Origin of the sequence: Roseovarius sp. SK2 (genome assembly GCF_028807495.1) — a bacterium.
GTDB lineage: Bacteria > Pseudomonadota > Alphaproteobacteria > Rhodobacterales > Rhodobacteraceae > Roseovarius > Roseovarius confluentis.
Map to the genome: position 1 here is coordinate 73,354 of NZ_JARAMK010000013.1, position 13,002 is coordinate 86,355.

The following is a 13,002-nucleotide window of genomic DNA, read 5'->3' on the forward strand; positions in this document are numbered from 1 at the left end:
GCCTGAAACAAAAAAGGGGCGTCGCCGCCCCTTTTTTCATGCCTTGCTTGACCGGCCTCAGGCCAGGCCGTGCTGCGACATCGGCAGGCTGCGAACACGCTCTCCCGTCGCCTTGTAGACGGCATTGGCCACGGCGGGTCCGATAGGCGGTGTGCCCGGCTCACCGATGCCGGTGGGCGCTTCGGTCGAGGGCACGATATGCACCTCCACCTCGGGCATGTCCGAAATCCGCAGCGGCGTGTAGTCCGGGAAATTGAACTGGTCCACCGCTCCGTCAGTCATGGTGATCTGCTCCCGCAGGATCGATGAGAGGCCATAGCCAAGGGCGCCCTCGACCTGTGCCACGATGTTGTCGGGATTGATCGGCACACCGCAATCGACGCCGCAGGTGACCTTCTCGACCTTGATCGTGCCGTCTTCACGCAGTCGCACATCGGCTACTTCAGCGACGTAGCTGCCAAAGCTCTTGTGAACGGCAATCCCGCGATGGGTGCCTTCCGGCCCGGATTCTCCGGCCTTTTCTACCGCCAACCGCAACGCTCCGGCCAACCGCGCATCCTCGCCCAGATAGGTCAGGCGGAACTCCACCGGATCGCGCCCGGCGGCCTCTGCCAACTCGTCCATCATGGTCTCCATGACATAGGCCGTGTGCGTGTGCCCGACCGAGCGCCACCACAGGACCGGCACGCCGACATCCGGGTGGTGCACGTCGACCATAAGGTCAGGAATGGCATAGGGCGTGGGGTGAATGCCCTCGATCGTGGTGTCGTCGACCCCTTCCTTGACCATGTATTGCTCGAACGGCGTACCCTTGGCGATGCTCTGGCTGACGATGCGGTGCTCCCAGCCAGAGATATTGCCGTCGGCGTCAAGACCAGCCCGCACGCGGTGCATCGTGAGGGGGCGATAGTAGCCGCCCTTGATGTCATCCTCGCGCGTGTAGATCAGCTTGATCGGCCGTGCGTCGTGACCAGCCTCCAGCCAGGCCTTGCCGATGGTCGCGGCCTCGGCGACCAGGTGCGCGTCGCCCGTTGCGCGACGACCGAAAGATCCGCCGCCCCACTTGGTATGCACCTGCACCTGCCCCATCTCAAGCCCGAGGACCGAAGCCGCGGTACCGTGATCCACGGTCTGCAACTGCGAACCGCCCCAGAACTGCGCGGAACTGCCGTCGAAATGCACGGTCATGTCCAGCGGTTCCATCGGCGCGTGAGCCAGATAAGGAAACACGTAGTCCGCTTCGATGATCGTCTCTGCCTGCTCCAGCTTGGCAGCGGCGTCGCCCTTTGGCTCTGCCGGGTTTCCGGGCTGGTCCAAAAGCGCACGGAACTCTTCCATCAGGGCGTCCGTCCCCCGAGTCTCGCCCGAGCCTTCGGTCCATTCCAGCGCCACCGCGTCCCGCGCCTGCATCGCCTTCCACGTGGTGTCGGCCACCACGACGACGCCTTGCGGGATTTCCAGCACATCATGCACACCGTCCATCGCTTTCGCGTCGGCCGCGTCCATCGAGGCCAAGGTCGCGCCGAACCGCGGCGGGCGTGCCGTTACGGCAACCAGCCCACCCTCGGGCTGCTGATCGATCCCGAACATGCCGACGCTGCCTCGCGTCTTTTGCGGCACCTCCACGCGGGCGAAGGACTTGCCGATATAGACCCAATCCTCGGGTGCCTTCAGCACAACATCCTCGGGCGGTTGCTGGCCGGCCGCAAGGCTCGCCATCTCGCCGAATGTGACACTGTTTTCGCCAGCCGAAAGTTTGCCCTCGGAAACGCCGATCTCGGAGGCATCGACGCCCCACTCGCTTGCAGCCGCGTTGACCAGCATCGCCCGGACGGTCGCGCCGGCCTTGCGGTACTGCTCCCACGAATTGGGCATTGCTGTAGACCCGCCGGTACCCTGCACGCCGAACGCGCTGTTCGCATAAACTTCGGGGTTCGACGGTGCGAAATCCGTGGTGATCTGATCCATCGAGGCATCCAATTCCTCGGCCACCAGCGTGGCAAGGCCCGATGCCGTGCCCTGCCCCATATCCAGGTGCTTGCTGAGTACAAGAACGGTGTTGTCCGGCATCACGTGGACGAACGGCGTCACCAGCACGTCGCCCTCGGCAGCGGACTGTGCCAGACCATGCACAGGCACGGCAGCGCCGAGCAACAGACCACCGGCGGCACCGGCGGACAGGGTCAGAAATCCGCGCCGCGTCGTCGTGAGCGCGCGTGTGGCGCGCATCAGGTCGCGTTTGTCGATCAGTCTCATCTTACGCCTCCATGATTTCTGCGGCCCGGTGAATGGCCTTGCGGATACGGGCGTAGGACGCGCAGCGGCACAGGTTGCCATCCATTGCCGTGTCGATGTCTTCGTCAGTGGGTTTGGGCGTTTCCGCCAGCAGCGCCGAGGCCGACATGATCTGCCCCGATTGGCAATAGCCGCATTGCGGCACCTGAAGCTCGACCCAGGCCTCCTGAATCGCCTTCGCAGCGTCGTTTTCGACGCCTTCGATCGTGGTGATCGTCGCGCCCTCGAGGTCGCCGAGGTACGTCTGGCAGGATCGCGACGGCACGCCGTCGATATGCACCGTGCATGCCCCGCATGAGGCGACACCGCATCCGTACTTGGTGCCGGTCATTTTCAGTTCATCGCGCAGCGCCCAAAGCAATGGCATATCCGGGCTTGCGTCTATTTCCGTTTCTTTTCCGTTGAGTGTGAATGTCGTCATGTCTGGCTCCTATCCCTGTTGGCAGTCGCTGGAACGTCAAACGGGCGCGAGGACCGCACCTTGGTGATCACAACTTACGAGTTAGAGCGGATCCGCAAAAGTCGATACCGGCCACGTCACCCGCACAGGCATGCGTTCAAATTCGCACAAGGCACCGGCGGATCAGCGCGTGAAACGGTCTGGCGCAAAGGGGGTAACGTCGATATTCGGACGCCCGCCAGAGATCATCTGCGCCAGCAATCGGCCCGTTTTGGGTCCGCCGGTCAGCCCCACGTGATCGTGACCGAAGCCGGTATAGGCACCGGCAACAGCCGGCACCGCCCCGATCAACGGCAGCGAGTCCGAGACTGCCGGACGATGGCCCATCCACCGCGTGGTTTCGCGCCATGTCAGACCCGGCAGCGCCGCTTTCAGATGACGCATGAACATGCGGTAGGGCGCCTCGGGCGGCGGCGCGTCGAACCCGCCATACCCGACCATTCCGGCCAGCCGGATGCGGCCTTCCATCGGCGTGATCACGAACTTGCCCGCCGAGAACATCAGGGGAGACCGCGGCATCTGCGACGGCTCCCAAAGCTCGACATGAAAACCGCTCTCGGGATGCAGGGGAACCGCTATGCCTAACGACTCGGCCAGGGGTTTCGACCATGCGCCGGTCGTGACAACGGCCGTATCCACCGCGAGCGTTTCGCCCGTCAGGCGCAGCCCCGTGACTTGCCCATTGGTGCGTTCGATCGCTTTGACCTCATCACGGATCAGCCGAACTCCAAGGCGTTCGGCGGCTCTTGCAAGCGCTTTGACATAAGCCCCCGGATCCGAAATGCGCCCATGGTTCGCGATACGGGCGGCACATCCGATCGCCTCCCCGTAGATCGGGTCATAAGCGCGCAAGGCCTCGCGATCCATCACCGAAAAGCCGAATCCCTGCGCCGTGCGGATGTCCCAGGTGAACCGGTCCGCATCGAACGCCTTTCGGGTCGTATAGCCATAGAGATAGTCGCAGGGCACGACGTATTTTTCGGCTTCGGTTCCCGCCGCAAGGGCCTGGTGGTCGGACAGGCTGTCGCCTATCAACGGCAGCATCGCGTTCGCCCGGATCTTGGCTGCATCCGCCGTCGCGTGGCGCAGGTATTTCATCAGCCAGGGCGCAAGCGCGGGCAAATGGCGCCACCGGATGTAAAGCGGTTCACGAGGATCCAGTGCCATGCGCGGGGCCTTGCGCATGAGGCCGGGACCGGGCACAGGCAGTGTGCCCGCGGACGCCAGAAGGCCCGCGTTTCCGAAACTTGTCGCCTCGCCAGGACCGGCCTTGTCGATCAGGGTGACCGTATGACCTTCGCGCGCCAGCCAAAGCGCGGTGGACACCCCCACGATGCCCGCGCCGATCACTGCAACATTACACGTCTTGCCTGTCATAGGTGCAGCTTTAGCGGCGCCTTCATTGCTGTCAATGGCACCGCAACTGGCGTGGCGTGCTGCCGTACTGCCGTCGGATCGCACGGGTCATGGAGGACGGCGAATCGTACCCGCAGCGAATGGCGATCTCGGCAATTCCCAAGGTGCTGTCCTCGATCAGCTTACGCGCGGCGGCCAGGCGCAGATGTCGATAGACCTTGCCCGGAGACGCCCCCAACCGCGCGCGAAACCGGCGGTCAAGCGTCCGGGGCTGACACGACAAACGCGTCGCAAGCTGTTGCAGGGTCAGCGGCTTTTCGACGGCGTCGCGCATCACCTGCAAGCCACGGCGCACCAGTGGGTCAGCGACCTGCCTGGTCCTGCCGCGGCCCACCGGCGGCTCGCCATGCAAAAACAGCGCCTCGACGTCCAGCCGGACGGCCATGCCGGCATGCTGCGCGATCAACTCCAGTGTCAGGTCGAGCGCCGACATGGCGCCGGCGCATGTGATCACGTTTCCATCCCGCAGCACCCGGGCCTGCTCGGCATCGACGGTCAGGAACCGCTCGGTGAAGGCGTCCAGTAGGTCCCAGTGCACCGTTGCCCGGCGCCCGTCCAACAACCCGGCGGACGCAAGCAGCCACGGTCCTGCGTCCAGTCCCACAACGACATCGGCGTGCTGAACGGCATCGCGCAATCGCCTGCGGGTGCGCGGGCTGTCATGCGCTTCGTGGCCGTAGCTGGCCACTACGAACAGGTAATCGACCTTCGGCATCGCGGTCACCGAGGCGCGGGCGATCATCTCGATGTCGCTGGAGGACCGAGACGGGCCGCCATCAAGGCTGAGCACTGTCCATTCGAAGATCGGCCTTGGTCCGACCGTGTTGGCGGCGCGCAGAGGCTCGATGCAATTGGCCAGGCACAGGTTCGAGAACCTGTCGAACAGCAGAAACCCGATCCGCGTGGTGTGAAGCGCTGATTTTGTCCATTCCGGCATGATTTTTGTCAATTAGCGCAAACTCGGCGATATCGCCAGCGCGATATGATCTGGCCAACAAAGGGAGACCACCATGCCGCTTGCCATGAACCGAGAGGTTTTTATCACTTGTGCCGTGACCGGATCGGGCGGGACACAAGACAAGAGCCCGCACGTGCCACGAAGCCCCGAGCAGATCGCGGACAGCGCCATTGCTGCGGCCAAGGCGGGGGCGGCGGTGGTGCATTGTCATGTGCGCGACCCCGAGACCGGGGTGCCGTCGCGGGACGTGAAGATGTTCCGCGAAGTGACCGAGCGGATCCGGGATGCGGACGTCGACGTGGTGCTGAACCTGACCGCCGGGATGGGCGGGGACATGGTGTTTGGCGATGTCGAAAGCCCGCTGCCGCTGAACGAAGCGGATACCGACATGATCGGCGCCACCGAGCGGGTGGCGCATGTGGCAGAGTGCCGGCCGGAAATCTGCACCCTGGATTGCGGCACGATGAACTTTGCCGAGGCCGATTACGTCATGACCAACACGCCCGGCATGCTGACGGCGATGGGCCGGATGATGACCGAGCTAGGAGTAAAGCCCGAGATCGAAGCCTTCGATACCGGGCATTTGTGGTATGCAAAACAACTGGTTAGCGACGGAGTTCTGGAAAGCCCCGCGCTGGTGCAGCTGTGCATGGGTGTGCCGTGGGGCGCGCCGGATGATCTGAACACCTTCATGGCGATGGTCAACAACATCCCCGACGACTGGCACTTCAGTGCGTTCGGCCTCGGGCGCAACCAGATGCCTTACGTCGCCGCCTCTGTGCTGGCGGGGGGCAATGTGCGCGTCGGGCTGGAGGACAACCTGATGCTGGACAAGGGTGTGCTGGCCACCAATGAACAGCTTGTCGCCCGCGCGAAGGAGATCGTCGAACGGCTGGGCGCCCGTGCGATCGGGCCCAAGGATGTGCGCAAGAAGCTGGGGCTGACCAAGCGGGCGCCGGTCTGAAAATGGCTGTCGGTATCGCGTCGGTATTTGGGTGGCATCGCGTCGGTGCCATTTACGCCTGTCGGACGACCCGGCCATGAGCCGCCGCGTGGTCATCACCGCCGGCGCGTCCGGGATCGGCAAGCGGCTGGCCGAACGGTTCCTGGAAATGGGCGACCGCGTGGCGATCTGTGACACCGACCCGATGGCGGTGGCCGCGATGGCCGAGGCCAACCCGTCGCTGATCGCGCAACAGGCCGATGTCACCGATGAGGCCGACATGGACGCTTTCCTGAGCCAGGTCGAAGGTGAATGGGGCGGGGCCGACGTGGTCTGCGCCAATGCCGGGACGGGCGGACAGGCGGGACTGATCGAGGATCTGGATTATGCCGCCTGGCAGCAATGTATCGCGGTCAACCTGCACGGGTCGTTCCTGACCTGCCGCTGGGCCGCGCGGGTGATGCGGACTCAAGGATCTGGACTGATCGTGCTAACCACGTCGACGGCGGGGCAATGGGGCTATCCCTATCGCTCGCCCTATTCCTCGGCCAAGTGGGCCTTGGTGGGCCTGACCAAGACACTGGCGATGGAGCTTGGCCCGGCAGGCGTCCGGGTGAACGCCATCGCGCCCGGCGCGGTGGAAGGCGAACGGATGGATCGCGTCGTGGCCATGGAGGCCGCCGCCAGCGGCAAGACCGAGGACGAGGTGCGTGCGCAATACGTCAAGGGCGTCAGCCTGCGCTCGTGGGTCAGCGCCGATGACCTTGCCGACATGGTGCTGTTTCTCGCATCGCCGGGGGCGTCGAAGATCTCGGGGCAGGTTATGGCGGTGGATGGCCACACCGAGACACTGGTGCCATGATGCGCGCGAAGCATCACGACATGAGGCAAACCATGCGAAACTGGACGAACCGGATCACATACCTCGCGGCGGCCCTGGCGCTGGCGGGCTGCGCCAGCGGGCCCTTGGCCCCGGACAGATCATTCCGCGACACGGGTCAACCGCTGTCGGTGACGACGCGCGGCAACGGGATGCAGGACATGGGCGGTCCGTGGTTCGTGCGGGGTTATTTCCCCGGCGACGGAGGGCTGGCGATGGTGACCTTCCTGCCCGACGTCCGCGGCCAGCAGGCGGTGGAGTTTCGCACCGAGGCCTGCCTGCTGTCCGGCGACTGCGAGACGGACACCGAGATATGGATGGCCAGGCCGCTGGGCCAGAACCGCTGGCAACTGAACCACGAGGGCGAAGCGCCACGGCAGATGTGGGTCGTCTGGGTGGACGACGATTTCCGCACGGCGGCAATCGGGACGCCCGATGGCAGCTATGGCTGGATCCTCGACCGGCGACCCGAGGGCGGAGCGGACCGGCTGCGGGCGGCGGCGGAGATCCTGAATTTCAACGGCTATGACACCTCGCGGATCAAGGTGCGATGACGAAGGGAACGACGATGGCGAAACGGGCGGCAATCATTGGTGGCGGCGTGATCGGCGGCGGCTGGGCCGCGCGGTTCCTGCTGAACGGCTGGGACGTGCGGGTTTTCGACCCCGACCCGCAAGCCGAGCGCAAGGTGGGCGAGGTTCTGGACAATGCGCGGGGTGCGTTGCCGATGCTTTATGATTGCGCCCTGCCCGCCGAGGGCAAGCTGAGTTTTCACGGCTCAATCGCCGAAGCGGTCGACGGCGCGGACTGGATACAGGAAAGCGTGAGCGAGCGGCTGGACCTGAAGCACAAGGTCTTTTCCGAGATCCAGGCCGCCGCGCCGGGCGTGCCCATCGGCTCGTCCACCAGCGGGTTCAAGCCGTCGGAGTTGCAGCAAGGTGCCGCCGATCCGTCGACGATCATGGTCACGCACCCGTTCAACCCGGTCTACCTGCTGCCCCTGATCGAGGTGGTGCCATCCGAGGCCACGGCGCCCGCGATGGTCGAGGCGGCCAAGGCGACGCTGACAGAGGTTGGCTTGTATCCGCTGCACGTGCGCAAGGAGATCGATGCGCATATCGCGGACCGTTTCCTGGAAGCGGTCTGGCGTGAGGCCCTCTGGTTGGTGAAGGATGGCATCGCCACCACAGAGGAGATCGACAACGCCATCCGCTATGGCTTTGGTCTGCGCTGGGGACAGATGGGCCTCTTCGAGACGTACCGCGTGGCGGGCGGCGAAGCCGGGATGCGGCATTTCATGGCACAGTTCGGCCCGGCGCTGAGCTGGCCCTGGACCAAGCTGATGGATGTGCCGGAGTTCACGCCCGAGTTGGTGGACCTGATCGCGGACCAGTCGGACGCGCAGTCTGGGCACCTGTCGATCCGGGAGCTTGAGCGCAAGCGAGACCGCAACCTGATCGCCATGATGCGGGCGCTGAAGCAGCAGGTGACGTCGTCGGGCAAGCTGGTCGGTCAGCATCAACGCAAGCTGATGCATCCGCCGAAGGACGCCCAGCCCATGATCACGCAGGACCGGATGGTGCCGGTCGACTGGACCGACATGAACGGCCACATGAACGAGGGCCGCTACGGGCAGGTGTTCAGCGATGCGGCCGAGGGCGTGATGGCGTTTGTGGGCGCGGACGAAGCCTATGTGTCCGAGCGGCAGCTGAGTTATTTCACCGTGGAGACGACCATCAAGTATTTGGCCGAGACGCAGGCCGGGGAAGAGATCATCGTCGAGAGCCGGGTGACCGAAGGCGGCGGCAAGAAGCTGCGCTGTTTTCACGAGATGAAGCGCAAGAGCGACGGCGAGGTAATGGCGACCTGCGACCAGCTGATGCTGCATGTGAGCCTGGAGACCCGGCGCACCTGCGCGCCGCCCGAGGACGTGGCGGACAAGGTGGCGGCGCTGGCCGCCCTGCACGCTGAGGAGTGAGACCATGCATTTCGGATTGACGGACGAGCAGGAGATGATCGTCTCGACGGTGCGCAGTTTCGTCGAGAAGGAGGTCTATCCCCACGAGGAACTGGTCGAACGGACCGGCGAGGTGCCGCCCGAAGTGGCGCAGGAGATCAAGCGCAAGTGCATGGATCTCGGGTTTTACGCCTGCAACTTCCCCGACGAGGTGGGCGGCGCGGGCCTCGGCCACGTGGATTTCGCGCTGGTCGAACGGGAACTGGGGCGCGGGTCGATGGCGCTGACGCATTTCTTCGGCCGGCCGCAGAACATCCTGATGGCCTGCGAGGGCGAGCAGCGCGAGCGGTACCTGCTGCCCGCCGTGCGGGGCGAGCGGATGGATGCGCTGGCGATGACCGAGCCCGATGCCGGGTCGGACGTGCGGGGGATGAAGTGTTTCGCCAAGCGTGACGGCGGCGACTGGGTGGTGAACGGCACCAAGCATTTCATCTCGGGTGCGGATCATGCCGATTTCATCATCGTCTTCATCGCCACGGGCGAGGACGACACGCCCAAAGGCCCCAAGAAACGCATCACCGCCTTCCTTGTCGATCGCGGCACGCCGGGATTCACCATCCGCGACGGCTACAAGTCGGTCAGCCACCGCGGTTACAAGAACATGGTGCTGGAATTCGATGATTGCCGCCTGCCCGACGCGCAGGTGCTGGGCGAGGTCGATGGCGGGTTCGCGGTGATGAACGAATGGCTATACGCCACGCGCATCACCGTGGCGACGATGAGTGTCGGGCGGGCCCGGCGGGCCTTTGACTACGCCTTGAGTTACGCCGCCGAGCGCAAACAGTTCGGCCAGCAGATCGGCAAGTTCCAGGGCGTGAGCTTTCAGATCGCCGACATGGTCACCGAGATCGACGCCGCTGACTGGCTGACCCTCGCCGCCGCCTGGCGGCTGGATCAAGGCTTGCCGGCGAACCGCGAGATCGCCTCGGCCAAGCTATATGCCAGCGAAATGCTGGCCCGCGTGACCGACGCCACCTTGCAGATCTTTGGCGGCATGGGCCTGATGGACGACTTTCCCATCGAGCGGTTCTGGCGCGACGCAAGGGTCGAGCGGATCTGGGACGGCACATCGGAAATCCAGCGGCACATCATCAGCCGCGAGCTTCTGCGGCCGCTGGGAGCATAAGAGACGAATGCCTTCGGCGAGGATACTCCTTGGTGCAAGGATCCGCCCCATGCGCGACCTGAGCCGCCTCTTCCAGCCCAAGTCGATCGCCGTCATCGGCGGCGGCGCGTGGTGCACGAGCGTTGTGCAACAATGCCTCAAGATGGGCTTTGCCGGGCCAGTCTGGCCGGTCCATCCGACCAGGACCGAGATCGCGGGCCAAACCGCCTGGGCGCGGCTGGAGGATCTGCCCGAACCGCCCGACGCGGTTTTCATCGGCGTGAACCGCCACGCGACGGTCGAGACAGTGGGCCGCCTGCGCGCGATGGGTGCGGGCGGTGCCGTGTGCTTTGCCAGCGGCTTTCGCGAGGCACAGGCCGAAACCGGCGACGGCGCCGATCTTCAGCTGGCCTTGCTGGATGCCGCGGGGGATATGCCGATCCTGGGGCCCAATTGCTATGGCTTCATCAACTATCTCGATGGGGCGCTGCTGTGGCCCGACCAGCATGGCGGCGCGCGTGTCGAAAGCGGGGTGGCGGTGCTGACCCAAAGTTCCAACATGGCCATCAACATCTCGATGCAGTCGCGCGGCCTGCCCCTGGCCTATGTGACCACTGCCGGGAACCAGGCGCAGACCGGATTGGCCGAACTTGGCATGGCGCTGCTTGACGACCCGAGGGTGACCGTTCTGGCGCTTCATGTCGAAGGCGTGGGCGACGTCGCCGCGTTTGAGGCACTGGCGCTTGCGGCACGCGCGCTGGGCAAACCGATCGTGGTGTTGAAGGCCGGAAAATCGGCGCGGGCCCAAGCTGCGGCTGTCTCGCACACCGCCTCACTGGCCGGCAGCAATGCCGGGGCAAGGGCATTGTTGAAACGCCTGGGGATGGCACAGGTCGATAGCCTGCCTGCCCTGTTGGAGACCGCGAAACTCCTGCATTTCGCCGGTCCCTTGCGGGGCACGTCGCTTGCGTCGGTGTCCTGTTCCGGCGGCGAGGCCAGCCTGATGGCCGACAGCGCCGAGGACAGGGGCGTGCAGTTCCCCGATCTGACAGCCGCGCAAATCACCCGTTTGCGCGAGGTGCTGGGACCCATGGTAGCGCTGGCCAACCCATTGGATTATCACACCTTTATCTGGAACGATGACGAGCGCATGGCACAGGTCTTCGCCACGATGCAAGGCGGCGAGGCCGACCTGACCTGCGTGATCATCGACTTTCCGCGCAAGGACCGCTGCGATCCGGCGGCGTGGGATTGCGTGTTCGCCGCCGGTTCAGCGGCGGTGGCAGAGACCGGCAAGCCCCTGGTTCTGGTCTCGACCCTGCCGGAGTTGCTGCCCGAAGACATGGCGGCGCGCGCCGTGGCCGGGGGTATGATCCCGATGCAGGGCCTCGATGATTTCCTGACCGCGCTGGAAGCGGCCGCTTTTGCCGGACAGTGCGGACCGCCGCCCGCGCCGGCCTTGGCCGTCGCGCCAATCGAGTCATCCGTGGTTATGGAGGAGGCAGAGGCCAAGCGACACTTGGCCGAGGCCGGGCTGGACGTGCCGCGCCTGGTGTCTGCCCGGTCAGTCGACGAGGCGGCGGCCGCAGCCGAGAAGGTGGGATTTCCCGTTGTGCTGAAAGGCACCGGCGCGGCGCACAAGACCGAGGCCGGGCTTGTCGCCCTGAGCCTGAAGAGCGCCTCGGACGTCGACGCGGCGGCGGGCGGGATGGCCTGCAAGGGCTACCTCGTCGAAGAGATGATAACGGGTGGCGTGGCGGAACTGTTGCTGGGTGTGGTACGGGACCCAGCGCATGGCTTCGTGATGACACTGGGGGCCGGTGGCACGCTGACCGAGATCCTGCGGGACACGGTTTCGATGTTGTTGCCGGTCTCGGAGGAAGAGGTCGCCGAGGCTCTGGCACGGTTGAAAATCGCGCCGGTGCTGGACGGGTATCGCGGGCAACCGGGCGTGGACAAGGCTTCGATCATTCGCGCGACGATGGCGCTGCAGGACTATGTTACGGCCCATCGCTGCATAGTGGAGGAAGTCGAGGTCAACCCGCTGATCTGTACGAACACCCGCGCGGTGGTCGCGGACGCATTGATACGGCTAGGAGAACGAGATGACGGATAATCCGGTAAAGACCGAAAGACGCGGCCATGTTCTGGAAGTGACATTGGACAGGCCCAAGGCCAATGCGATTGATCTGGCGACAAGCCGGATCATGGGCGACGTATTCAAGGACTTCCGCGACGATCCGGAGTTGCGCGTGGCGCTGATTACCGGGGCGGGCGACAAGTTCTTTTGCCCCGGTTGGGATTTGAAGTCAGCCGCGGATGGTGATGCGGTGGACGATGATTACGGCGTCGGCGGCTTCGGGGGCTTGCAGGAAATGCGGGCGATGAACAAGCCGATCATCGCCGCCGTCAACGGCATCTGCTGCGGCGGCGGGCTGGAATGGGCGCTGAGCGCGGACATTATTTTGGCCGCCGACCATGCGCAGTTCGCCCTGCCCGAGATCCGGTCGGGCACGGTGGCCGATGCGGCCAGTGTGAAGCTGCCCAAGCGTATCCCGTATCACATCGCGATGGAAATGCTGCTGACCGGGCGCTGGATCGATGCCGAAGAGGCCGCGCGGTGGGGGCTGATCAACCAGATCCATCCGGGCGACCAGCTTATGGCGAACGCGCGGGACATGGCGGATTTGCTGGCGAGCGGCCCGCCGCTGGTTTACGCGGCGATCAAGGAGATCGTGCGCGAGGCCGAGGCGATGACGTTCCAGGACGCGATGAACCGGATCACGCGGCGGCAATTCGAAAGCGTCGATGTGCTGTATGATTCCGAGGATCAACTGGAAGGCGCCAAGGCTTTTGCCGAAAAGCGCGACCCGGTCTGGAAGGGGCGCTGAGGGCGGTCGAAGGCGGCTGAAAATTCGGAGGATTTTC

The 13,002-nt window shown here is 64.8% G+C and carries 11 protein-coding genes; 7 read left to right on the plus strand and 4 right to left on the minus strand.

The features are described 5' to 3' along the window. Window positions 1-57: 57 nt before the first annotated feature. The 4 genes from PVV74_RS20355 to PVV74_RS20370 form a co-directional block, all read right to left on the minus strand. A complete protein-coding gene (locus PVV74_RS20355) occupies window positions 58-2,256 on the minus strand; it encodes a xanthine dehydrogenase family protein molybdopterin-binding subunit (RefSeq protein ID WP_274594458.1) in 2,199 nt (732 codons plus the stop codon). A 1-nt stretch (window position 2,257) separates the two neighbouring features. Continuing rightward, window positions 2,258-2,716 carry a (2Fe-2S)-binding protein gene (locus PVV74_RS20360; protein ID WP_274594459.1) on the minus strand — a complete coding sequence of 153 codons (459 nt, stop codon included), beginning with the start codon at window positions 2,714-2,716 and terminating at the stop codon, window positions 2,258-2,260. 162 nt (window positions 2,717-2,878) lie between these two features. After that, a complete protein-coding gene (locus PVV74_RS20365) occupies window positions 2,879-4,132 on the minus strand; it encodes an NAD(P)/FAD-dependent oxidoreductase (RefSeq protein WP_274594460.1) in 1,254 nt (417 codons plus the stop codon). Between the two features lie 31 nt (window positions 4,133-4,163). Beyond that, a complete protein-coding gene (locus tag PVV74_RS20370; RefSeq protein WP_274594461.1) occupies window positions 4,164-5,108 on the minus strand; it encodes a GlxA family transcriptional regulator in 945 nt (314 codons plus the stop codon). Window positions 5,109-5,181: 73 nt separating this feature from the next. Between PVV74_RS20370 and PVV74_RS20375 the strand changes: the two genes are divergently transcribed. The 7 genes from PVV74_RS20375 to PVV74_RS20405 all read left to right on the plus strand — a co-directional run bounded on the left by PVV74_RS20375 (window position 5,182) and on the right by PVV74_RS20405 (window position 12,965). Continuing rightward, entirely contained in the window at window positions 5,182-6,093 is a 912-nt protein-coding gene (locus tag PVV74_RS20375) for a 3-keto-5-aminohexanoate cleavage protein (protein WP_274594462.1), read from the plus strand. A 76-nt stretch (window positions 6,094-6,169) separates the two neighbouring features. After that, a complete protein-coding gene (locus PVV74_RS20380; RefSeq protein ID WP_274594463.1) occupies window positions 6,170-6,934 on the plus strand; it encodes an SDR family oxidoreductase in 765 nt (254 codons plus the stop codon). A gap of 32 nt (window positions 6,935-6,966) precedes the next feature. After that, window positions 6,967-7,506: a lipocalin family protein gene (locus tag PVV74_RS20385; RefSeq protein WP_274594464.1), complete on the plus strand. Its 540-nt coding sequence runs from the start codon at window positions 6,967-6,969 to the stop codon at window positions 7,504-7,506. A gap of 14 nt (window positions 7,507-7,520) precedes the next feature. After that, window positions 7,521-8,930, plus strand: a complete 1,410-nt coding sequence (locus tag PVV74_RS20390) for a carnitine 3-dehydrogenase (protein WP_274594490.1) — start codon at window positions 7,521-7,523, stop codon at window positions 8,928-8,930. A 4-nt stretch (window positions 8,931-8,934) separates the two neighbouring features. Next, window positions 8,935-10,095: an acyl-CoA dehydrogenase family protein gene (locus PVV74_RS20395; protein WP_103761967.1), complete on the plus strand. Its 1,161-nt coding sequence runs from the start codon at window positions 8,935-8,937 to the stop codon at window positions 10,093-10,095. A gap of 49 nt (window positions 10,096-10,144) precedes the next feature. After that, a complete protein-coding gene (locus PVV74_RS20400) occupies window positions 10,145-12,190 on the plus strand; it encodes an acetate--CoA ligase family protein (RefSeq protein WP_274594465.1) in 2,046 nt (681 codons plus the stop codon). Continuing rightward, complete coding sequence (locus PVV74_RS20405; RefSeq protein WP_274594466.1) at window positions 12,180-12,965, plus strand: carnitinyl-CoA dehydratase; 786 nt, start codon at window positions 12,180-12,182, stop codon at window positions 12,963-12,965. Before PVV74_RS20400 ends, PVV74_RS20405 begins: the two co-directional genes overlap by 11 nt. Window positions 12,966-13,002: the final 37 nt, after the last annotated feature.